Below are 20,505 nucleotides of genomic sequence, written 5' to 3'. Positions count from 1 at the left end.
CTCGTTTCCTTTCGCAAGTTCGCAAAGTACGCAGTGCACTTAAACATAGTCAGACCGCTACCACGACGATGGCGCCGATCACCAGCACGGCACCCACTGCCATGGACGCCGCATACCAACGCAACTGGCCGGTCTCGCTGCGGCTCAGGGCGGTGTGACCGGCCTTGGCGGCGCGCGGGATCAAACCGATGGTCTGGTCGAGCGGGTCTTTGCGCAGCACGTGGCTGATCGCAAGGTAAGGTTTGACGAACAGTTTGTCGTAGATCCAATCGAAGCCCCAGGCAGCGAACCACCAGGCCGACAGGAACCGGCCGATACCGCTGTTGGCAACGGCGGTGACGAAGCGACGCTTGCCGAGGAACAGCAGGGCCGCCAGCAGGATACCGGCGATGGCAATGGCGCCGGAGGCGATTTCCAGGCTGTGCTTGTCGGCGCCGCCGGCATGGCCGACGCTTTGCGGCAGTACACCGGCCAGTGGCGGAGTGATCAGGGCGCCGATGAAGGTCGACAGGATGATCAGCACCGACAGTGGCAACCAGTGGGAGATGCCGTGGCCTGCGTGCGCTTCGGTCTTGGCTTCACCGTGGAAGGTGATGAAGATCAGGCGGAAGGTGTACAGCGAGGTCATGAACGCACCCACCAGGCCTGCGTACAGCAGGTTCTGGTTACCGCTGGCAAAGGCTTCCCAGAGGATTTCGTCTTTGGAGTAGAAACCGGCAGTCACCAGCGGCAGCGCGGCGAGCGCGGCACCACCAACGATGAAGCTGGCGTAGGCCAACGGCAGTTTCTTCCACAGGCCACCCATCTTGAAGATGTTCTGCTCGTGGTGGCAGGCCACGATCACCGCACCGGAAGCAAGGAACAGCAGGGCCTTGAAGAAGGCGTGGGTCATCAGGTGGAAGATCGCCGCGTCCCAGGCGCCAACGCCCAGGGCCAGGAACATGTAGCCGATCTGGCTCATGGTCGAGTAGGCGAGGATACGCTTGATGTCGGTCTGCACCAGCGCGGCGAAGCCGGCCAGTACCAGGGTCACGCCACCGACGATGCCTACCAGATGCAGGATGTCCGGCGCCAGGGTGAACAGGCCGTGGGTACGCGCGATCAGGTAGACACCGGCGGTGACCATGGTTGCCGCGTGAATCAGTGCGGAAACCGGGGTAGGACCGGCCATCGCATCTGCCAGCCAGGTTTGCAGCGGCAGTTGCGCGGATTTACCCACGGCGCCGCCCAGCAGCATCAGGGTGGCCAGGGTGATCCAGAAATCGCCGACCTGGAATTTCTGCGGCGCCAGCACCAGCAGTTCCTGGATGTTCAACGTGCCCACCTGTTGGAACAGGATGAACAGGCCGATGGCCATGAACACGTCGCCGATGCGGGTGACGATGAAGGCCTTGAGTGCCGCGTTACCGTTGTTGCGGTTGCTGTAGTAGAAACCGATCAACAGGTACGAGCACAGGCCCACGCCTTCCCAGCCGAAGTACAGGAACAACAGGTTATCGCCGAGCACCAGGAACAGCATGCTGGCGATGAACAGGTTGGTGTACGAGAAAAAGCGCGAGTAGCCCGCTTCACCGCGCATGTACCAGGACGCGAACAGGTGGATCAAAAAGCCTACACCTACCACCACGCCGAGCATGGTGATCGACAGGCCATCGACGTAGAGGGCGAAGTTGGGCTTGAAGCCTTCCACCGACATCCACTGCCACAGCACCAGGGTGTAGTGACCGCCTTCCGGCGGCGCCACGTTGAATTGCCAGATGACGTAGGCAGCCACAATGGCCGACAGGCCAATCGAGCCGACGCCGATCAGGGCCGAGAGGTTTTCCGACCAGCGTCCGCGAGAGAACGACAGCAGCAGGAAACCGATCAGGGGAAATACGAAAGTCAGAAAGATCATGTTCATCCGCGCATCTCACTGGCAGCGTCGATATCAAGCGTGTGGAAGCGACGATACAGTTGCAGCAGGATCGCCAGGCCGATACTGGCCTCGGCGGCTGCCAGGCTGATCACCAGGATGAACATGACTTGTCCATCCGGCTGGCCCCAACGCGCACCCGCCACGATGAACGCCAGTGCGGCAGCGTTCATCATGATTTCCAGGCTCATCAACACGAACAGAATGTTACGGCGAACCATCAGGCCGACCAGGCCAAGGCAGAACAGGATGCCGGCAACCGCCAGACCATGCTCCAAAGGGATAGCAGGCATCGTCATTGCTCCTTGGCTTCGTTGCGGCCCAAGTGGAAGGCAGTGATGGCTGCGGCGAGCAGCAGCATCGACGCCAGTTCGACTACCAGCAGGTACGGGCCGAACAGGCTGACGCCCACGGCTTTCGCGTCTACGGTGGTGTGGCCGATGGCCTGGCCGCTCTGGTGAGCGAACAGCACATACAGCAGTTCACCCAGCAGCAGCGCTGCCAGCACGACCGGGCCGAGCCAGATGCCGGGCTTGAGCCAGACGCGCTCCTGGGCGACCGAGGCCGGCCCCAGATTAAGCATCATCACCACAAACACGAACAGCACCATGATGGCGCCGGCGTAGGCGATCACTTCCAGCACACCGGCGAACGGTGCGCCGAGGGCGAAAAAGGTCATGGCCACGGCGATCAGCGAAATGATCAGGTAGAGCAGGGCGTGCACGGAGTTGGTGTTGGTGATCACGCGAAGCGTGGACACCACTGCAATACCCGATGCGAAATAGAAAGCGAATTCCATCTTTCTTCCTTAAGGCAGCAAGCTCTTCACGTTGATCGGCTCGGCTTCGTTTTGTGCGGCGCCCTTGGGCTTACCGGCAACGGCCATACCTGCAACACGATAGAAGTTGTAATCAGGGTTTTTACCGGGACCGGAAATCAAAAGATCTTCTTTCTCGTACACCAGGTCCTGACGTTTGAACTCGGCCATCTCGAAATCCGGTGTGAGCTGGATCGCGGTGGTCGGGCAAGCTTCCTCGCAGAGGCCGCAGAAAATGCAGCGCGAGAAGTTGATGCGGAAGAAGTCCGGGTACCAGCGACCGTCTTCGGTTTCAGCTTTCTGCAGGGAGATACAACCCACCGGGCACGCCACGGCGCACAGGTTGCAGGCTACGCAACGCTCTTCGCCATCCGGGTCGCGGGTGAGGACGATGCGGCCGCGATAGCGCGGCGGCAGGTATACCGCTTCTTCCGGGTATTGCAGGGTGTCGCGTTTGCGAAAGCCGTGACCGAACACCATCACCAGGCTTCGCAACTGGGTACCGGTACCCTTAACGATGTCGCCAATATATTTGAACATGGGTCAAATCCTCACTGAACCGCGGCTGCTGGCGTGTTCAACAACACGACGGCGGCCGTCACCAGCAAATTGATCAGGGTCAGCGGCAGGCAGAATCTCCAGCTGAAATCCATCACCTGGTCATAGCGCGGGCGCGGAATCGAGGCGCGCAGCAGGATGAACAGCATGATGAAGAACGCGGTCTTCAAGAAGAACCAGAAGAAGGCCAACTGCGGCAGGATGCCGAACGGACCGTGCCAGCCGCCGAAGAACAGCGTGACCAGCAGGGCCGAGATCAAGATGATGCCGATGTACTCACCGACGAAGAACATGCCCCATTTCATGCCGGCATATTCAATGTGGTAACCGTCGGCCAGTTCCTGCTCCGCTTCCGGCTGGTCGAAGGGGTGACGGTGTGTCACGGCTACGCCCGCGATGAAGAAGGTGCAGAAGCCAAAGAACTGCGGAATGATGAACCACAGGTTCTGCGCCTGGTACTCGACGATATCGCGCATGTTGAACGAGCCAACCTGCACCACGATGCCCATCAGCGCCAACCCCATGAACACTTCATAGGAGACGGTCTGCGCCGAGGCACGCAAGCTGCCCAGCAGGGCGAACTTGTTGTTGCTCGACCAACCGGCGAACAGCACCGCGTACACCGACAGGCCGGCCATGGCGAAGAAGAACAGCAGGCCGATGTTCAGGTCCGCCACGCCCCAGGTCGGGGTGATCGGGATGATCGCGAAGGCGATCAGCAAGGCGCTCATGGCCACGACCGGTGCCAGGGTGAAGATCACCTTGTCGGCAAACGGCGGGGTCCAGTCTTCCTTGAAGAACATCTTCAGCATGTCGGCGGCGATCTGGAACATGCCGAACGGGCCAACGCGGTTCGGACCGTAACGGTCCTGCCACCAGCCCAGCAGGCGACGTTCGACGAAGCTGAGCAGGGCGCCCGCGACGACCACGGCCAACAGGATCACGATGGCCTTGACGACCGAGATGATCACGTCGATCACTTCAGGGGTGAACCAGGTCATTGCGCTGCCTCCTGCAGACCGTCAACGGTTTGGCCAAAGATCGCTGGAGGAATACCGGCGATGCCTTTAGGCAGTGCAACCAGGCCGGCACCCAGCTCTTCGTTGATGCGCAGCGGCAGACGCAAGGTCTGGCCGGCCACGTTCAGGCTGAGCAGGGCGCCGTCGTTGACGCCCAGGCGGTCGGCCTCGGATTTGGCCAGGGCCACGTAGGCGGTTGGAATGCGTTCTTGAACCGGCGCGGCCTTGGAAGAAGTCTCTTCGCTGCCGAACAGGTGGAAGAACGGCACGACCTGCCAGGTACCCGGCGCCGGGTTGAACGGACGCGGGACCGCAGCGAACCAGTTCAGCGAATCGCCCTGGGTTTCGATCAGGCGGGTGCCCGGGTCGCCAGCGCGGATATGCCCACCGACTTCGTCCTGGAATTTGTTCCAGGCCTGCGGCGAGTTCCAGCCCGGCGACCAGGCGAACGGCACCTGCTGACGCAGTTCGGCCGAACCCGAATAACCTTCCATGGAGAAGGCGAACGCGGTGTCGATGTCTTGCGGGGTCCGCGGTTCATGCACGCTGATGTCAGCGCGCATGGCGGTACGACCGGAATAACGCAGCGGTTCACGGGCCAGCTTCAGGCCCTTGATGCGGAACGAGGCGGACGGCGCGGCATCGACAATCCGCGCCAGTTGCGGTGCGCTTGCAGCGGTAGCGGCGGTGACGTGGTCGAGCTGGGTCCAGTCGATCGGCTGGTTCAGCAGGGTTGCGCGCAGGGCATGCAGCCAGCGCCAGCCTTCGTGAACCAGGATGCTGGCGTCCATGTACTTCGGATCGAACACCTGGAAGAAGCGCTGGGCGCGGCCTTCCTGGCTGACCAGGGTACCGTCGCCTTCGGCGAAGGTGGCCGCTGGCAGCACCAGGTGCGCACGTTCGCTGGTGGCGGTTTTCTGGTGATCGGCCACGATCAGCACCTTGGCGGCGTTGAGCGCAGCGTCAACCTTGGCCGCATCGGTGCGGGTGTACAGGTCGTTTTCCAGCACCACGATGGCGTCGGCGTTGCCGTCGGTCACCGCTTGCAGGGCGGCGTCCAGGGACTCGCCACCGAGCATGGCCAGGCCGAGGCTGTTGGCTTCCGGTACCACCAGGCTGATCGAGCCGTTCTTGTCGCGCAGCTTCAAGGCCTTGGCGATGTTGGCGGCGGCTTCGATCAGCGCTTTGGAACCCAGCGAGGTGCCGGCGATGATCAGTGGGCGTTTGGCGGCCAGCAGGGCGTCGGCGATACGCTGGGCCAGTGCCACGGCTTCGGCGTCCAGGCCGTCGACGGCAGGCGCGCTGGCGTCAAGGGCGTGGGCCACGGCGAAACCGATGCGCGCCAGGTCGTCCGGTGCAGCGTGGACGCATTCTTCGGCGATGTCGTCGAGCTTGGTTTCAGCCAGGGAGGCGATAAACAGCGGGTTCAGCGCGTGCTGGCCGATGTTTTTCACGGCGGCGTCGAGCCAAGGCTGCACGCGCATGGCGTCGGCCATGGCTTCGGCCTTGCCTTTGACCGACTGGCGCAGCGACAGCGCGATACGCGCGGCGGTTTGGGTCAGGTCTTCACCGAGCACGAAGATCGCATCGTGGTCTTCGATGTCGCGCATGTTCGGCACCGGCAGCGGGCTGTCGTTCAGCACTTGCAGGACCAGGCGGATGCGCTCCAGTTCGCCGGCTTCGATACCGCTGTAGAAGTGCTCGGCGCCGACCAGTTCGCGCAGTGCGAAGTTGCTTTCGAGGCTGGCGCGCGGCGAACCGATACCGACGATGTTACGGCCACGCAGCAGGTCGGCGGCTTTATCCAGCGCCGCGTCCAGGCTCAGCTTGGCGCCATCGGCCAGCAGTGGCTGGCGCGGGCGGTCTTCGCGGTTGACGTAGCCATAGCCGAAGCGGCCACGGTCACACAGGAAGTACTGGTTGACCGAACCGTTGAAGCGGTTTTCGATACGACGCAGTTCACCGTAGCGCTCGCCCGGCGAGATGTTGCAACCGCTGGAGCAGCCATGGCAAATGCTCGGGGCGAATTGCATGTCCCACTTGCGGTTGTAGCGCTCGGAGTGAGTCTTGTCGGTGAACACACCGGTCGGGCAGACCTCGGTGAGGTTGCCGGAGAATTCGCTTTCGAGCACGCCGTCTTCAACACGACCGAAGTACACGTTGTCATGGGCGCCGAATACGCCGAGGTCGGTGCCGCCGGCATAGTCCTTATAGAAGCGCACGCAACGGTAGCAGGCGATGCAGCGGTTCATCTCGTGGGAGATGAACGGGCCGAGGTACTGGTTCTGGTGGGTACGCTTGGTGAAGCGATAGCGGCGCTCGTTGTGGCCGGTCATCACCGTCATGTCTTGCAGGTGGCAGTGACCGCCTTCCTCACAGACCGGGCAGTCGTGGGGGTGGTTGGTCATCAGCCATTCGACGACACTGGCGCGGAACGCCTTGGATTCATCATCTTCGATGGAAATCCAGGTGTTGTCGGTGGCTGGGGTCATGCAGGACATGACGATACGACCACGGGTGTCGTTTTCGTCGGTGTACTGCTTGACCGCGCACTGGCGACAGGCACCGACGCTACCGAGCGCGGGGTGCCAGCAGAAATACGGGATGTCGAGGCCGAGTGACAGACATGCCTGTAACAGGTTGTCTGCCCCATCGACTTCGAGCGCTTTGCCGTCTACGTGGATAGTGGCCATGGTTCAAAGTTCTTCGTTGGCCCGTTGTCAGCGGGCGTGGCTAATGGAATCTTGTTATTCATGTGCATCTACACAGCCATCAAGGCGTCCGCACATGAGAAAAGCGAAGGGCACGAACCCTTCGCTTCTTTAAGCGTTACGCACCGACCATGGTCGGTGATACCACCTGAGTGAGTTCGCCCGCGCGGGTTGGCGCGATGCCGGCCTCGAATTCAGGGCGGAAGTATTTGATTGCGCTGCCCAACGGCTCCACGGCGCCCGGTGCGTGAGCACAGAAGGTCTTGCCTGGGCCGAGGAAACCGACCAGCCCGAGCAGGGTTTCGATGTCACCCTCGCGGCCTTCACCGTTTTCCAGGGCCATCAGCAGCTTGACGCTCCACGGCAGACCGTCACGGCACGGGGTGCAGAAGCCGCAGGATTCACGGGCAAAGAACTGCTCCATGTTGCGCAGCAACGAGACCATGTTCACCGTGTTGTCCACCGCCATCGCCAGGCCGGTCCCCATACGGGTGCCCACCTTGCCGATGCCGCCGGCATACATCTGTGCGTCGAGGTGCTCGGGCAGCAGGAAACCGGTGCCGGCGCCGCCTGGCTGCCAGGCTTTCAAGGTGTAGCCATCGCGCATGCCGCCGGCGTAGTCCTCGAACAGCTCGCGCGCGGTCACGCCGAACGGCAGCTCCCACAGGCCAGGGTTCTTGACCTTGCCGGAAAAGCCCATGAGCTTGGTGCCCATGTCTTCGCTGCCTTCACGGGCCAACGATTTGTACCAGTCCACGCCGTCGGCGATGATCGCCGGTACGTTGCACAGGGTCTCGACGTTGTTCACGCAGGTTGGCTTGCCCCACACGCCCACGGCGGCGGGGAAGGGCGGCTTGGAGCGCGGGTTGGCGCGGCGGCCTTCGAGGGAGTTGATCAGTGCGGTTTCTTCACCGCAGATGTAACGCCCGGCGCCGGTGTGCACGAACAACTCGAAGTCAAAACCCGAACCGAGGATGTTCTTGCCCAGCAGGCCCGCCGCCTTGGCTTCGGCCACGGCACGGTTGAGGTGCTTGGCGGCGGTGGTGTATTCACCGCGCAGGAAGATATAGCCACGGTAGGTTTTCAGCGCGCGGGCACTGATCAGCATGCCTTCGATCAGCAGATGGGGCAGTTGCTCCATCAGCATGCGGTCTTTCCAGGTGTTGGGCTCCATTTCATCCGCGTTGCACAGCAGGTAGCGGATATTGATGGATTCGTCTTTGGGCATCAGGCCCCACTTCACGCCCGTGGGAAAACCTGCGCCGCCACGGCCTTTGAGGCCGGCGTCTTTCACGGTCTGGACGATGTCGTCCTGGGCCATGTCGGCGAAGGCTTTGCGCGCGGCTGCATAGCCGTTCTTGGCCTGGTACTCGTCGAGCCACACGGGCTCGCCGTCGTCACGCAAGCGCCAGGTCAGCGGGTGGGTCTCGGCCGAACGCTTGATCAGGTTGGCCGGGCCGAAGGAAGTCAGGGTCATGGGTAGCCCTCGAGCAATTGGGTCACGCCAGCAGGCTGCACGTCACCGAATGTGTCGTCGTCGATCATCAACGCCGGCGCCTTGTCGCAGTTGCCCAGGCAGCACACCGGCAGCAGCGTGAAGCGGCCATCGGCGGTGGTCTGGCCTAGGCCGATGCCCAGCTTGGCCTGGATTTCGCTGACCACGGACTCGTGGCCACCGATGTAGCACACCATGCTGTCGCACACGCGAATGATGTGGCGGCCGACCGGCTGGCGGAAGATCTGGCTGTAGAACGTCGCCACCCCTTCAACGTCGCTGGCGGGGATGCCGAGGATCTCGCCGATGGCGTAGAGGGCGCCGTCCGGCACCCAGCCACGCTCCTTCTGAACGATCTTCAAAGCTTCGATCGACGCCGCGCGCGGGTCTTCGTAGTGATGCAGCTCGTGCTCGATGGCCGAGCGCTCGGTTTCACTCAAGGTGAAACGGTCTGTCTGGATAAGCGTGCTGTTCATGCTTAGCGGTCCACGTCGGCCATAACGAAATCGATACTACCCAGGTACGCAATCAAGTCCGCGACCATCTCGCCTTTGATCACCGAAGGGATCTGTTGCAAGTGCGGGAAGCTCGGGGTGCGAATCCGGGTGCGGTAGCTCATGGTGCCGCCATCGCTCGTCAGGTAATAACTGTTGATGCCCTTGGTCGCTTCAATCATCTGGAAGGACTCGTTGGCCGGCATTACCGGGCCCCACGAGACTTGCAGGAAGTGCGTGATCAGGGTTTCGATGTGCTGCAGCGTGCGCTCTTTGGGCGGCGGCGTGGTCAGCGGGTGATCCGCCTTGTACGGCCCAGCCGGCATGTTGCGCATGCACTGCTCGATGATCTTCAGGCTCTGGCGCATTTCTTCGACGCGCACGATGCAGCGGTCGTAGGCATCACCATTCGCGGCTGTAGGAATTTCGAATTCGAAGTTCTGGTAGCCGGAGTACGGGCGCGCCTTGCGCAGGTCGAAATCGCAACCGGTGGAACGCAGGCCGGCACCGGTGACGCCCCATTCCAGGGCCTCTTTGGTGTTGTACTGGGCCACGCCGATGGTCCGGCCCTTGAGGATGCTGTTATCCAGGGCGGCCTTCTGGTATTCGTCCAGGCGCTTGGGCATCCAGTCGATGAATTCCTTGACCAGGCGCTCCCAGCCGTTCGGCAGGTCGTGGGCCACGCCGCCGATGCGGTACCAGGCCGGGTGTAAGCGGAAACCGGTGATGGCTTCGATGACCTTGTAGGCACGCTGACGGTCGGTGAAGGTGAAGAACACCGGGGTCATGGCGCCGACGTCCTGGATGTAGGTCCCCAGGAACAGCAGGTGACTGGTGATCCGGAAGAACTCGGCCATCATGATGCGGATGGTGTCGACGCGGTCCGGTACCTTGATGCCGGCCAGCTTCTCGACCGACAGCACGTACGGCAGGTTGTTCATCACGCCACCGAGGTAGTCGATACGGTCGGTGTAGGGGATGAAGCTGTGCCACGACTGACGCTCGGCCATCTTCTCGGCACCACGGTGGTGGTAGCCGATGTCCGGGACGCAGTCGACGATTTCTTCGCCGTCCAGCTGCAGGATGATACGGAAGGCACCGTGAGCCGAAGGGTGGTTCGGGCCCAGGTTGAGGAACATGTAGTCCTCGTTGGTGCCGGAGCGCTTCATGCCCCAGTCTTCCGGACGGAAGCGCGCCGCCTCTTCTTCAAGCTGCTGCTTGGCGAGGGTCAGGCTGAACGGGTCGAATTCAGTGGCGCGGGCAGGGTAGTCCTTGCGCAGCGGGTGACCTTCCCACGTCGGCGGCATCATGATGCGCGTCAGGTGCGGGTGGCCCGGGAAGTCGATACCGAACATGTCCCAGACTTCACGCTCGTACCAGCTGGCGTTCGGCCAGATACCGGTCACGGTCGGCACGCTCAGGTCGCTCTCGCTCAGGGCGACCTTGATCATCACGTCGCTGTTACGTTCCAGCGACATCAGGTGGTAGAACACGGTGAAATCGGCGCCGCTCGGCAGGCCTTGACGCTTGGTGCGCAGACGCTCGTCCACGCCATGCAGGTCATAGAGCATGACGTACGGCTTGGGCAGGTTGCGCAGGAAGGTCAGGACTTCCACAAGCCTGGCGCGCGCCACCCACAGCACCGGCATACCGGTGCGTGTGGCCTGGGCGGTGAAGGCGTCAGGGCCGAAACGGTTATTGAGTTCGACGACCACATCCTGGTCGTCTGCCTTGTAAGGCGGGATATACAGAGCACTGCCTGTAGTCATGGTTTTTTATCGCTTTCGGTCAACGTAAAGAATGAGGCCAGGTGTTCGTTCTATAAAAGAAGCGGGCTGGATCAGACTTCGTCGGGGCTGCGCAGGTTGGTGACTGCGATTCGCTGTTCGCGGCGCTGTTCCTTTTGTGACGGCATCTCGGCGCGGTACACGCCTTGATCACCGACGACCCAGGACAACGGGCGACGCTCCTTGCCAATCGATTCCTGCAACAGCATCAAGCCTTGCAGGAAAGCTTCGGGGCGGGGCGGGCAGCCAGGCACGTAGACGTCCACGGGCAGGAACTTGTCCACCCCTTGAACGACCGAGTAGATGTCGTACATGCCACCGGAGTTGGCGCACGAGCCCATGGAGATGACCCATTTGGGTTCGAGCATTTGCTCATAGAGACGCTGGATGATCGGCGCCATCTTGATAAAGCAGGTACCGGCGATAACCATGAAATCTGCCTGGCGCGGCGAGGCCCGGATAACTTCGGCGCCAAAGCGCGCGATGTCGTGGGGCGCCGTGAAGGCGGTGGTCATTTCCACGTAGCAGCACGAAAGGCCGAAGTTGTACGGCCACAGGGAGTTCTTACGCCCCCAGTTGACCGCGCCACTCAGCACGTCTTCCAGCTTGCCCATGTAGATGTTCTTGTGGACTTGGTCTTCTAACGGGTCGGAAACGGTTTCCCGTTCGCCGATGGGGTACTGCTCGTTAGGAGCATCCGGGTCGATCCTGGTGAGATTGTATTGCATCGCCAAAGCCTCATTGTTTCAGCTTCGCTTGCCGCTTGCGACGAGCTTCCGGAGCCCAGTCAAGGGCGCCCACTCGGAACAGGTAGACAAGACCTGCCAACAGAATTGCTATGAAAACGAGAGCTTCGACGAATCCGGTCCAGCCGCTTTCGCGGACGGACACAGACCAGGCAAAGAGAAAGAGGGCTTCGATATCGAAGATCACGAAGAGCATCGCGACCAGATAGAATTTGGCTGAGAGCCGCAAGCGGGCGCCACCTGTAGGTAGCATGCCGGACTCGAACGGTTCGTTTTTGCTGCGGCCCCAGGCTTTTGACCCGAGGAGGCTGGAGACGCCGAGCATGAAAGCGCAAAGGCCTACAACACCGAGGAGGAAAATGGCAAAGCCCCAGTTGTGGGCCATGAGTCCTGTCGCGTCGGTCATGCTGGAAATCCTTAACAGAGAGCAAAGGTCTCTGAGCTCGAAAAAGTAACGATGCAGTGACGATATGTCGCACTGCAATCAATCGCGGTGATTTTATGGCTAAACACCGGGCAAGTAAAATTCCTGTGGCGAAATTATTCGATGGAATAAGCACATAGTGCACCGTTGTGGGGCTGTAGCCCTTGCAGCATGGGCATTAGCGAGCTTTTGAACAATTGCGTTTTGTTTGACCGGTAAGAAAGTTTTCATGGTTTAAATGATAATGAATATTGTTTGCGCAGGGTTTAAGCGAATGTTTCTCGTGTGGCGGGGGAAGTTGCCGTTACTTGTGTGATTGTCGCCGGTTGATGGAACGGATTTTGTAACCGATTTATCTGCAGCGAATACCGCTCTGGATCAAGGTTTTGCACAAAATCTTCAGGCTCATCGCATTCCAATGTGGGAGGGGGCTTGCCCCCGATGGCCATAGGTATCTACACAACTTTGGCGTGGTCCTGAACCTGTGGCGGCCCAAGAGCCGAAGCCTCTCTAACTGACGCCCCGCGACCAAAATGTGGGAGGGGGCTTGCTCCCGATGGCGGCCTCAGGGCCGACCAGGATGTTGGATCAGAGCGAGTACATATCCGTTGCTGCGGTAACGGCGGCTTAGGGTTCCGCCCTGACGGCGGGTCACTTTGGAAAAGAGCCCCAAAGTAACCAAAGGGCTCTTGCCCCACCACTCGGCACCTCGCCTAGGCTCGGTGTGCCCGTAATCCGACAGTGATTTGGGGGCCGCCGCCACGCGCCATCCATGGCGCGGGGCGGCTAAACCGGCATCCCTGCCGGTTTACCCCCCAAATCACTATCGAATTGCGGCCAGCGTGGTTTAACGGGGCGCTTAAGATCAAGAGCAAGAGCAAGAGCAAGAGCAAGAGCAAGATCAAGAGCGACTCGCTTCGCATCGTGGTTACCGTAGGCTGCTACAAAGTTGTGTAGATACCTATGCCCCGATGGCGGTGGATCAGCAACAGATGTGCTGACTGACACTCAGCAATCGGGAGCAAGCCCCCTCCCACATTTGATTTTGGGTGTGACTGAAACAAAAAAACGCCCCGAACCAGTCGGGGCGTGATGTTGTGCGGCACTGCGGTTAGGTCTTCCCTGGGGCCGCAGTGGCCGGGTACTCAGTCACTCAGTGGAACTGCTCTTCTTCGGTTGAACCGGTCAGCGCAGTCACGGACGAGGTGCCGCCCTGGATCACGGTGGTCATGTCGTCGAAGTAGCCGGTGCCCACTTCCTGCTGGTGCGCCACGAACGTGTAGCCTTTGGCGGCGTCAGCGAACTCCTGCTCCTGCAGCTTCACGTAGGCGGTCATGTCGTTGCGGGCGTAGTCGTGCGCCAGGTTGAACATGCTGTGCCACATGTTGTGAATGCCAGCCAGAGTGATGAACTGGTGCTTGTAGCCCATGGCCGACAGTTCACGCTGGAACTTGGCGATGGTCGCGTCGTCCAGGTTCTTCTTCCAGTTGAAGGAAGGCGAGCAGTTGTAGGACAGCAGCTGATCCGGGTATTCCTTCTTGATCGCTTCGGCGAAGCGGCGTGCTTCGTCCAGGTCCGGCTTGGCGGTTTCGCACCAGATCAGGTCGGCGTACGGTGCGTAGGCCAGGCCGCGAGCGATCGCCTGGTCGAGACCGGCGCGTACTTTGTAGAAGCCTTCCTGGGTGCGTTCGCCGGTGACGAATGGCTGGTCGTACGGGTCGCAGTCCGAGGTCAGCAGGTCGGCGGCGTTGGCATCGGTGCGCGCCAGGATGATGGTCGGCGTACCGGCAACGTCAGCGGCCAGGCGGGCAGCGGTCAGCTTCTGTACAGCTTCCTGGGTCGGAACCAGTACTTTGCCGCCCATGTGGCCGCATTTCTTCACTGACGCAAGCTGGTCTTCGAAGTGCACGCCGGCGGCGCCCGCCTCGATCATGCTCTTCATCAGCTCGTAGGCGTTGAGTACGCCACCGAAACCGGCTTCAGCGTCAGCCACAATCGGCGCGAAGTAGTCGATGTAGCCTTCGTCGCCCGGGCCTTTACCGGCTTTCCACTGGATCTGGTCGGCGCGACGGAACGCGTTGTTGATGCGCTTGACCACGGTTGGCACCGAGTCCACCGGGTACAGCGATTGGTCGGGGTACATGGATTCAGCGGAGTTGTTATCCGCTGCCACTTGCCAGCCGGACAGGTAGATCGCCTGGATGCCGGCTTTTACCTGTTGCACTGCCTGGCCGCCAGTGAGGGCGCCCATGCAGTTGACGAAATCTTTGTCGGGACGGAAGGACGGCTTGGCGCCTTGGGTGACCAGGTTCCACAGCTTCTCGGCGCCGAGTTTTGCAAAGGTGTGCTCGGGTTGGACCGAGCCACGCAGGCGGACGACGTCAGCAGCGGAATAAGCGCGGGTCACGCCTTTCCAGCGTGGGTTTTCAGCCCAGTCTTTCTCAAGGGCTGCAATTTGCTGTTCACGTGTCAGTGCCATGTAGATAAACCTCGTCGTCGCGTCTTGTAGGGTTCGAAGGCCCTTGCCAGGGCCCCTGATAAGCGGGAGCGAGGCCATCATGCACAGCCTTTTTGAGGGCGTCAAATGTTTTGTAGTGCTTTTTTTCAGGCACTACATATTTGTTCCGGGACGACTCGACGGTCAGTTTTTGGTGCTTCAGTTCAGCGTGTCGACCTTGACCCGCAAAGTCAGGTCATCGCGGCCCCGAGTAGAGTAGCTGCGGGTTGTAGAGGATTTGTCGGCTTGGGTTTCGCGGTTGACGCCGGCCAGGGAGATCCATTCACCGAGGCGCCCGCTGACGCTTGTGTCGGTACTTTGCACGTTCACTACATCGGGACGTTCCTGGCTCATGCGGTCACGGTTGGTACTGATGGCGAGGTGAACGGTCTCGCCGGTGACGCTGGCGGTCACGTAGAAACCCTGGGTAACGTTGCGATACTGGGTCTGGTTCTGCAGGCGCCCGTAGCTGTCCTGCTGGGTGGTGGTCAGCGGTACGCTCTGGCCGACCTGGATCAGCGCGGGGACGCCTTCACTGGCCTGGATCTGCTGGATGCCCCCGTCGCGGCTGGTAGTGCCGTAGCTGATGATGCGGGTCTGGCTGTCGCCGCTGTTCTGCTGGTTGTTTTCGTTGGTGTCGACGGTGATCAGCAGGCGTTTGGCAGGGGTGTCGAGTTGAGAGAGCAGGGTGCGCAGGTCCTGGATCTTGCCGGGGTCAGCGTTAATGATCAGTTGATTGCCGTAGGCATTCACGGTGCCGTCCTTGCCGATGAAGTTCTGCGCCACGGGCAGCAGGTCGGCGCTGGTGCGGTTGCTCAGGTTGACCACTTCGGTGTCGGCTATGGCCGATGCGCTGACGGCCAGGAGGAGGGCGGTGAGCAGGGTGCGTAGGGACATGTCCGTTATCTCTGCGAGTCAAAGGCTGGATAGTGCCAGTTTGTCGGCCCGGCGGGTCGCAAGTTGAATACTAGACGGCAAAATGCCCTGGCTGGCAGGGCATTTTGGGGTGTGGCTGGGATAGCTATCGGGGGCAAGCCCCCTCCCACACTTGATCGGGTTCACAGGTCAAAATGTGGGAGGGGGCTTGCCCCCGATAGCAGCGACGCGGTCTGGAATCAGCCCTCGCGCACCATATCAACATGCGGAATCCCGACTTCAAGGAATTCATCGCTGACGATCTTGAAACCCAGCCGCTCATAAAACGGCGCCGCGTATACCTGCGCACTGAGGAACTGCCGGGTCTGGCCACGCTTCTCGGCTTGGCCGATCACCGCCTCCATCAGCTTGTCGCCGACTTTAAGCCCGCGCCAGTCTTTGAGCACCGACACACGGCCGATCTCGCCGCTGGGCAGCAAGCGAGCGGTGCCAATCGGAAAGTCGCCTTCGAATGCCAGGAAATGCATCGCACCGGCGTCGTCCGCATCCCACTCCAGCTCAGGTGGGACAGATTGTTCAGCGATAAATACCGCTTCACGAATGCGCCGAATCTCGTCGATATCCTTTCGCCAGTCCGCGACACTTACGTGAATCTTATTCATCCGCAAACCCCAGGCTGCCTTGCTTGACCAGTTCGCACAGCAGGTCGCGACCGTCTTCGTCCGCCAGCCAAACGCCCAGATTTTCGTTGTGCAGGGCGTCTGCCGAGCACACCAGTTTCAACAGTTCGCGCAGTTTGCCCGGCAGGTAGCGGCTCTGGCCGCTGGCGAACAGCAGCACATCATCGTCCACTTCCGACCAGGCCAGGCGCGCGCTCGGGTTGCGTACCAGGATCGCGCCGTCTTGCAGGCTGCTGATGAAATCGTCCTCGCCCAACTCTTCACCCGCCACCAGCTCCGGGTAGCGCGGTTCGGTCATGAACTGGCCGAACCAGGTCAGCAGCATGCGCTCGTCGCTCATGTGCTCGGCCAATAGGCTCTTGAGGCGGTCCAGGGCGTCGCTCTGGATCTGGTGCGGGTCGCTGACCGGTTGGGCGTCGGCGTCGGTGTAGCGCTCTTCGTCGGTCAGGTACTGGCTGAGGAAGTCGGTGAAGTGGGTCAGCACTTCGGCGGCGCTTGGGGCGCGAAAGCCCACCGAGTAAGTCATGCAGTCGTCTTCGGCGATGCCGAAGTGCGCCAGGCGCGGCGGCAGGTACAGCATGTCGCCTGGCTCGAGCACCCATTCGGCACTCTCTTCGAATTCGGCGAGGATGCGCAGGTCGGCGTGCTGCAGCAGCGCGCTTTCAGAGCTGCACATCTGGCCGATCTTCCAATTGCGCTTGCCCTGGGCTTGCAGCAGGAACACATCGTAGTTGTCGAAGTGCGGACCGACGCTGCCACCCGGCGCGGCGAAGCTGATCATCACATCGTCGATGCGCCAGCTTGGCAGGAAGCGGAAATGCTCGAGCAATTCGGCAACTTCCGGCACGAACTGGTCGACCGCCTGCACCAGCAGGGTCCACTCACGCTCGGGCAGGGTGCTGAAGGCGTCTTCGGCGAACGGGCCGCGACGCAGTTCCCACGGACGCTCGCCGTGTTCGATCACCAGGCGCGATTCGACTTCCTCTTCCAGCGCCAGGCCGGCCAGTTCGTCGGCGTCTATCGGGCTTTCGAAATCAGGGATGGCCTGGCGGATCAACAGCGGTTTTTTCTGCCAGTAGTCGCGCAGAAATTCCCGTGCCGTGATGCCGCCCAGAAGTTGAAGAGGGATATCAGGATTCATGTGTAACCTATTGAAAAAAAGCACTTTTAAGACAGGAATAAAAACGCCCGGCGCGGCCGGGCGTCTCAAAGGGTCGTGCGACGGTCAGATGCGCTTGGCTTGCTCTACAGCGTTACCGATGTAGTTGGCCGGGGTGAGCAGTTTCAGCTCGGCCTTGGCAGCGGCTGGCATATCCAGGCCATCGATGAAAGTTTGCAGCGCGTCGGAGGTGATCCCCTTGCCGCGCGTCAACTCTTTGAGCTTCTCGTAGGGGTTTTCGATGTTATAGCGGCGCATCACGGTCTGGATCGGCTCGGCCAGCACTTCCCAGCAGGCGTCCAGGTCAGCGGCGATTTTCTGCTCGTTGAGTTCCAGCTTGCTGATGCCTTTGAGGCTGGCTTCGTACGCGATCACGCTGTGAGCAAAGCCCACGCCGAGGTTGCGCAGTACGGTGGAGTCGGTCAGGTCGCGCTGCCAGCGCGAGATCGGCAGCTTGCTGGCCAAGTGCTGGAACAAGGCGTTGGCGATGCCCAGGTTGCCTTCGGAGTTTTCGAAGTCGATCGGGTTGACCTTGTGCGGCATGGTCGACGAACCGATTTCACCGGCAATGGTGCGCTGCTTGAAGTAGCCCAGGGAGATGTAGCCCCAGATATCGCGATCGAAGTCGATCAGGATGGTGTTGAAGCGCGCGATTGCGTCGAACAGCTCGGCAATGTAGTCGTGGGGTTCGATCTGCGTGGTGTAGGGGTTGAAGCCCAGGCCCAGCTCGTCTTCGATGAAGGCGCGGGCGTTGGCTTCCCAGTCGATCTCAGGGTAGGCCGACAGGTGGGCGTTGTAGTTGCCCACGGCGCCGTTGATTTTGCCCAGCAATGGCACGGCGGCGACTTGAGCGATCTGGCGCTCCAGGCGGTACACCACGTTGGCCAGTTCTTTGCCCAGGGTGGTCGGCGAGGCCGGCTGGCCGTGGGTGCGCGAGAGCATCGGCACGGCGGCGAAACGGATCGCCAGCTCGCGGATGGCCTCGGCGGTCTGGCGCATCAGCGGCAGCATCACCTCATCACGGCCTTCGCGCAGCATCAGGGCGTGGGACAGGTTGTTGATGTCCTCGCTGGTGCAGGCAAAGTGGATGAACTCGCTGACCTGGGCCAGTTCCGGCAGCTTGGCCGCCTGCTCTTTGAGCAGGTACTCGATGGCTTTGACGTCGTGGTTGGTGGTGCGCTCGATCTCTTTCACACGCTCGGCGTGCTCCAGGGAGAAGTTTTCCGCCAGGGTGTTCAAGACAGCGTTGGCTTCGGCGGAAAACGCCGGCACTTCGCTGATGGCAGGGTGAGCGGCCAGGCGCTGGAGCCAGCGCACTTCAACCAGGACACGGGCACGGATCAGGCCGTACTCGCTGAAAATAGGGCGCAGGGCCTGGGTTTTGCCGGCGTAGCGGCCGTCAACAGGGGAAACCGCAGTGAGCGAAGAAAGCTGCATGGGGTGTTCTCGGACAGTCGGGCAACGAAATGGGGCGCGTATCATACATGAAAACATTCGCCGGTCCGTCGCCAACTGACCGGCGTATTACGCGTAACAGCTTGAAAAAGGTCTGCTGGTGCGACTTATTCGTTGCGCATCAACGGGTAAAGCTCTTTGAGCAATTTGCGCCGGCTGATCACCAGTTGCCAGCGATGGCCGCCCAACTGGCGCCATAACCGCGCCGAACGGATACCCGCCAGCAGCAGGGCGCGGATTTTCGAGGCGTTGTTCGGTTGTTGCAGGTTGCGCATGTCGCCGTGCACCTGGATGCGCTGGCGCAGGGTGCTCAGGGTGTCCTGGTACAACGCGCCACAGGCGGCGATCACGTTCTCGTGGGCCGGACCGAAGTGCTCCACCTGAGACTGGATCTGCGGCAGGCGCTTGCCAATGGTTTCCAGCAGGTCGTCGCGCTTGGCCAATTGACGCTCCAGGCCGAGCATCGACAGGGCGTAGCGCAAGGGTTCGCGCTGCAGGGTGCTGGGGTCGCGCTCCAGGGCGCCGATCAGGGCGCGGTAACCTTCGCGCAGCGCCAGGTCGTCGCCACCGTAGACTTCCAGGGTGTCCTTGGGGTCGCGGATCAGCAGGCTGCCGAGCATGCAGGTCAGGCCCGCCTCGGTGACCTGGCCGGTCTTGGCGATCTTGTCCACCAGCACCGCTGCAAGGAAAACCCCGCCCAGCGCGGTCAATTGCTCCTGGGTCGGGCTCATGCCGGGTTGCTCCAGGCTTGCGCAACTTCAATCACGCCGCCGCCCAAGCAGACTTCGCCGTCATAGAACACCACGGATTGGCCAGGGGTGACTGCGCGCTGCGGGTCATCGAAGGTGGCACGGTAGCCGGTAGTGGTTTTTTCCAGGGTGCAGGGCTGGTCGCTCTGGCGATAGCGCACTTTGGCGGTCAGGCGGCGCGGTGTGCTCAGGTCGATGGGGTTGACCCAATAGATTTCTGAAGCGAGCAGGGCGCCGGAGAACAGCAAGGGGTGCTCATTGCCTTGGCCGACGATCAGCACATTGTTTTCCAGATCCTTTACCAGCACGTACCACGGCTCTTCGCCGGCATCTTTCAAGCCGCCGATGCCCAGGCCCTGGCGCTGACCAATGGTGTGGTACATCAGGCCGTGGTGACGGCCGATCACTTCACCGTCGGTGGTCTTGATCTCGCCCGGTTGTGCCGGCAGGTATTGCTTGAGGAAATCGCTGAAGCGGCGCTCGCCGATAAAGCAGATTCCGGTGGAATCCTTCTTCTTGGCGGTGGCCAGGCCGTGTTGTTCGGCGATCCTGCGCACTTCGGGCTTTTCCAGCTCGCCCACCGGGAACAGGGTCTTGGCGATCTGTTCACCGCCCACGGCGTGCAGGAAGTAGCTCTGGTCCTTGTTCGGGTCCAGGCCCTTGAGCAGTTCGGTGCGGCCATCGATATCGCGGCGGCGCACATAGTGGCCGGTGGCAATCAGATCGGCGCCGAGCATCATGGCGTAGTCGAGGAACGCCTTGAACTTGATCTCGCGGTTACACAGGATGTCCGGGTTCGGCGTGCGCCCGGCCTTGTATTCGGCCAGGAAGTGCTCGAACACATTGTCCCAGTACTCGGCGGCGAAGTTGGCGGTGTGCAGCTTGATACCGATCTTGTCGCACACGGCCTGGGCGTCCGCAAGGTCGTCCATTGCGGTGCAGTATTCCGTTCCATCGTCTTCTTCCCAGTTCTTCATGAACAGGCCTTCCACCTCATAACCCTGCTCCATGAGCAGAACGGCGGAAACGGAAGAATCCACGCCGCCGGACATGCCGACGATGACGCGCTTCTTTTGTGTGTCAGAAGGGGCTGGATCACGCATAGGGTTTCAACGGGTGTCTT

The 20,505-nt window shown here is 61.2% G+C and carries 18 protein-coding genes; all 18 read right to left on the bottom strand.

The annotated features are described in order from the left end of the window. Nucleotides 1-49: 49 nt before the first annotated feature. Entirely contained in the window at nt 50-1,903 is a 1,854-nt protein-coding gene (gene nuoL, locus C4J90_RS15955; RefSeq protein WP_124414984.1) for an NADH-quinone oxidoreductase subunit L, read from the bottom strand. Continuing rightward, a complete protein-coding gene (nuoK, locus tag C4J90_RS15950) occupies nt 1,900-2,208 on the bottom strand; it encodes an NADH-quinone oxidoreductase subunit NuoK (protein ID WP_003174727.1) in 309 nt (102 codons plus the stop codon). The genes nuoL and nuoK overlap by 4 nt, the downstream gene beginning before the upstream one ends. A gap of 2 nt (nt 2,209-2,210) precedes the next feature. After that, nucleotides 2,211-2,714 carry an NADH-quinone oxidoreductase subunit J gene (gene nuoJ, locus C4J90_RS15945; RefSeq protein WP_124420289.1) on the bottom strand — a complete coding sequence of 168 codons (504 nt, stop codon included), beginning with the start codon at nt 2,712-2,714 and terminating at the stop codon, nt 2,211-2,213. A 9-nt stretch (nt 2,715-2,723) separates the two neighbouring features. Continuing rightward, nucleotides 2,724-3,272, bottom strand: coding sequence for an NADH-quinone oxidoreductase subunit NuoI (gene nuoI / locus C4J90_RS15940; protein WP_003174725.1), 549 nt, complete (start codon nt 3,270-3,272; stop codon nt 2,724-2,726). An 11-nt stretch (nt 3,273-3,283) separates the two neighbouring features. Further along, nucleotides 3,284-4,291: an NADH-quinone oxidoreductase subunit NuoH gene (nuoH, locus tag C4J90_RS15935; protein ID WP_003174724.1), complete on the bottom strand. Its 1,008-nt coding sequence runs from the start codon at nt 4,289-4,291 to the stop codon at nt 3,284-3,286. Next, entirely contained in the window at nt 4,288-7,002 is a 2,715-nt protein-coding gene (gene nuoG / locus C4J90_RS15930; protein WP_124420288.1) for an NADH-quinone oxidoreductase subunit NuoG, read from the bottom strand. Before nuoG ends, nuoH begins: the two co-directional genes overlap by 4 nt. Nucleotides 7,003-7,138: 136 nt before the next feature. Continuing rightward, complete coding sequence (gene nuoF / locus C4J90_RS15925; RefSeq protein WP_057024316.1) at nt 7,139-8,497, bottom strand: NADH-quinone oxidoreductase subunit NuoF; 1,359 nt, start codon at nt 8,495-8,497, stop codon at nt 7,139-7,141. Then, nucleotides 8,494-8,991 carry an NADH-quinone oxidoreductase subunit NuoE gene (gene nuoE / locus C4J90_RS15920; protein ID WP_003232080.1) on the bottom strand — a complete coding sequence of 166 codons (498 nt, stop codon included), beginning with the start codon at nt 8,989-8,991 and terminating at the stop codon, nt 8,494-8,496. Before nuoE ends, nuoF begins: the two co-directional genes overlap by 4 nt. A 2-nt stretch (nt 8,992-8,993) precedes the next feature. Then, complete coding sequence (nuoC, locus tag C4J90_RS15915) at nt 8,994-10,778, bottom strand: NADH-quinone oxidoreductase subunit C/D (RefSeq protein ID WP_124420287.1); 1,785 nt, start codon at nt 10,776-10,778, stop codon at nt 8,994-8,996. A 71-nt stretch (nt 10,779-10,849) separates the two neighbouring features. After that, complete coding sequence (locus C4J90_RS15910; protein WP_003174719.1) at nt 10,850-11,524, bottom strand: NADH-quinone oxidoreductase subunit B family protein; 675 nt, start codon at nt 11,522-11,524, stop codon at nt 10,850-10,852. A gap of 10 nt (nt 11,525-11,534) precedes the next feature. Continuing rightward, nucleotides 11,535-11,948, bottom strand: coding sequence for an NADH-quinone oxidoreductase subunit A (locus tag C4J90_RS15905; RefSeq protein WP_003192109.1), 414 nt, complete (start codon nt 11,946-11,948; stop codon nt 11,535-11,537). Between the two features lie 1,171 nt (nt 11,949-13,119). Continuing rightward, nucleotides 13,120-14,445: an isocitrate lyase gene (aceA, locus tag C4J90_RS15895; RefSeq protein ID WP_034106845.1), complete on the bottom strand. Its 1,326-nt coding sequence runs from the start codon at nt 14,443-14,445 to the stop codon at nt 13,120-13,122. Between the two features lie 177 nt (nt 14,446-14,622). Further along, nucleotides 14,623-15,360: a secretin N-terminal domain-containing protein gene (locus C4J90_RS15890; RefSeq protein WP_124420286.1), complete on the bottom strand. Its 738-nt coding sequence runs from the start codon at nt 15,358-15,360 to the stop codon at nt 14,623-14,625. Nucleotides 15,361-15,578: 218 nt separating this feature from the next. After that, nucleotides 15,579-16,001 (bottom strand): GNAT family N-acetyltransferase, encoded by a 423-nt coding sequence (locus tag C4J90_RS15885; RefSeq protein ID WP_124363296.1) that lies wholly within the window; start codon nt 15,999-16,001, stop codon nt 15,579-15,581. Further along, entirely contained in the window at nt 15,994-17,160 is a 1,167-nt protein-coding gene (locus tag C4J90_RS15880; protein WP_124407556.1) for a cupin domain-containing protein, read from the bottom strand. The genes C4J90_RS15885 and C4J90_RS15880 overlap by 8 nt, the downstream gene beginning before the upstream one ends. Nucleotides 17,161-17,244: 84 nt before the next feature. After that, nucleotides 17,245-18,615: an adenylosuccinate lyase gene (gene purB / locus C4J90_RS15875; RefSeq protein WP_124363294.1), complete on the bottom strand. Its 1,371-nt coding sequence runs from the start codon at nt 18,613-18,615 to the stop codon at nt 17,245-17,247. A 125-nt stretch (nt 18,616-18,740) separates the two neighbouring features. Then, entirely contained in the window at nt 18,741-19,364 is a 624-nt protein-coding gene (gene hflD / locus C4J90_RS15870; protein WP_017137510.1) for a high frequency lysogenization protein HflD, read from the bottom strand. Beyond that, nucleotides 19,361-20,485, bottom strand: a complete 1,125-nt coding sequence (mnmA, locus tag C4J90_RS15865; RefSeq protein WP_124420285.1) for a tRNA 2-thiouridine(34) synthase MnmA — start codon at nt 20,483-20,485, stop codon at nt 19,361-19,363. The genes hflD and mnmA overlap by 4 nt, the downstream gene beginning before the upstream one ends. Between the last annotated feature and the right edge of the window lie 20 nt (nt 20,486-20,505).

It is taken from the genome of Pseudomonas sp. R2-60-08W (genome assembly GCF_003852335.1).
Taxonomy (GTDB): domain Bacteria; phylum Pseudomonadota; class Gammaproteobacteria; order Pseudomonadales; family Pseudomonadaceae; genus Aquipseudomonas.
This window is presented reverse-complemented; position numbering and strand designations above follow the sequence as displayed.

Bases quoted from the DNA above. Each gene is read 5' to 3' on its own strand.
- nuoF (WP_057024316.1), bottom strand. From the start codon at position 8,497: ATGACCCTGACTTCCTTCGGCCCGGCCAACCTGATCAAGCGTTCGGCC.
- C4J90_RS15910 (WP_003174719.1), bottom strand. From the start codon at position 11,524: ATGCAATACAATCTCACCAGGATCGACCCGGATGCTCCTAACGAGCAG.
- mnmA (WP_124420285.1), bottom strand. From the start codon at position 20,485: ATGCGTGATCCAGCCCCTTCTGACACACAAAAGAAGCGCGTCATCGTC.
- nuoL (WP_124414984.1), bottom strand. From the start codon at position 1,903: ATGAACATGATCTTTCTGACTTTCGTATTTCCCCTGATCGGTTTCCTG.
- nuoI (WP_003174725.1), bottom strand. From the start codon at position 3,272: ATGTTCAAATATATTGGCGACATCGTTAAGGGTACCGGTACCCAGTTG.
- C4J90_RS15885 (WP_124363296.1), bottom strand. From the start codon at position 16,001: ATGAATAAGATTCACGTAAGTGTCGCGGACTGGCGAAAGGATATCGAC.
- C4J90_RS15880 (WP_124407556.1), bottom strand. From the start codon at position 17,160: ATGAATCCTGATATCCCTCTTCAACTTCTGGGCGGCATCACGGCACGG.
- aceA (WP_034106845.1), bottom strand. From the start codon at position 14,445: ATGGCACTGACACGTGAACAGCAAATTGCAGCCCTTGAGAAAGACTGG.
- C4J90_RS15905 (WP_003192109.1), bottom strand. From the start codon at position 11,948: ATGACCGACGCGACAGGACTCATGGCCCACAACTGGGGCTTTGCCATT.
- nuoG (WP_124420288.1), bottom strand. From the start codon at position 7,002: ATGGCCACTATCCACGTAGACGGCAAAGCGCTCGAAGTCGATGGGGCA.
- hflD (WP_017137510.1), bottom strand. From the start codon at position 19,364: ATGAGCCCGACCCAGGAGCAATTGACCGCGCTGGGCGGGGTTTTCCTT.
- nuoJ (WP_124420289.1), bottom strand. From the start codon at position 2,714: ATGGAATTCGCTTTCTATTTCGCATCGGGTATTGCAGTGGTGTCCACG.
- purB (WP_124363294.1), bottom strand. From the start codon at position 18,615: ATGCAGCTTTCTTCGCTCACTGCGGTTTCCCCTGTTGACGGCCGCTAC.
- C4J90_RS15890 (WP_124420286.1), bottom strand. From the start codon at position 15,360: ATGTCCCTACGCACCCTGCTCACCGCCCTCCTCCTGGCCGTCAGCGCA.
- nuoC (WP_124420287.1), bottom strand. From the start codon at position 10,778: ATGACTACAGGCAGTGCTCTGTATATCCCGCCTTACAAGGCAGACGAC.
- nuoK (WP_003174727.1), bottom strand. From the start codon at position 2,208: ATGCCTGCTATCCCTTTGGAGCATGGTCTGGCGGTTGCCGGCATCCTG.
- nuoE (WP_003232080.1), bottom strand. From the start codon at position 8,991: ATGAACAGCACGCTTATCCAGACAGACCGTTTCACCTTGAGTGAAACC.
- nuoH (WP_003174724.1), bottom strand. From the start codon at position 4,291: ATGACCTGGTTCACCCCTGAAGTGATCGACGTGATCATCTCGGTCGTC.